Annotated in this window: 1 protein-coding gene; it reads left to right on the top strand. The window is 66.5% G+C overall.

Translation table 11 applies throughout. The features are described 5' to 3' along the window. On the top strand, positions 1 to 907 hold a 907-nt coding region (locus MF607_RS22545), incomplete at its 5' end, for a hypothetical protein (RefSeq protein WP_242122396.1). Positions 908 to 965: the final 58 nt, after the last annotated feature.

The following is a 965-nucleotide window of genomic DNA, read 5'->3' as shown; positions in this document are numbered from 1 at the left end:
CGTCGAGGTCGGGGGCAGGCATCTCCTGTCGGGCGGGCTGCTGTCGTTCCCGATGGAGGCGGCCGACGATCTAGTGCGGGGTCTCCGCCGGGCGGAGAGAAAGCGCAGTCCGCGCACCCCGCTCATGCTCGACGATGAAAAGCTGCGCGCGTTGCCCGTCCTGATCACTACTGCCTGGCTTTTCGACATCGTTCCCCGCACCCTGGAACCGGAGGGTATCCCGGTCCTGCACAACAGTGACGGTGAGGAAGTGGTGTTCCACCGCGTGCGCTTCCCCTTCGCGCGCGGTGCCACCCACGCCCTGATCGGGGAGCGGCTCGACACGTTGCCCGCGCTTCAGCGTGAAACCAGCCATTTCTGGAACTGGCTGGGCGACAAGCCCGGCAAGACCACGAGAGCCACCGGCAAGATGAGCTGGGGCGTGACGATGGAAGACGGCACCCCGGTGCTCGGCAACATCGAGCTGAAGGGCCGCGCCCTTATCCTTGCCGTCACCTCCGCCGAGCGTGCCGGGCGCGGCACCGCTATCATCGCCGATGCATTGGCCGGACTGGTCGGTACCCCGCTCACCACCATCGAAACCGTCGAGCAGGCCATGGCGGCGCGGGTGGAAGGGCTGGCCGCCTCCGAACCCGCCCCGAGTGTTCCGCCGGAGGTCGCAACCCCGCTCGTCCACACCATGCTCGACCGCCAGTACCGCGCCACCCTCGACGAACCGATCGGCATGCTCGGCGACATCACCCCACGCGCGGCCGCCAAGACCGCGGCCGGCCGCGACCGATTGACGACATGGCTCAAGCACCTCGAAAACCGCAGCGGCGCAAAACACGACTCCAACGATCCGATGGCGACCTACGACTTCACATGGATGTGGCACGAACTCGGGATCGAGAACCTGCGAAAATAGGTCGCCCGATGACGACGACGCCTACCGTGAATCTGCGTCCCTACAATGTACAGGGGCC

Source organism: Sphingomonas lacusdianchii (genome assembly GCF_022664395.1).
Classification (GTDB): domain Bacteria; phylum Pseudomonadota; class Alphaproteobacteria; order Sphingomonadales; family Sphingomonadaceae; genus Sphingomonas; species Sphingomonas lacusdianchii.
This window is presented reverse-complemented; position numbering and strand designations above follow the sequence as displayed.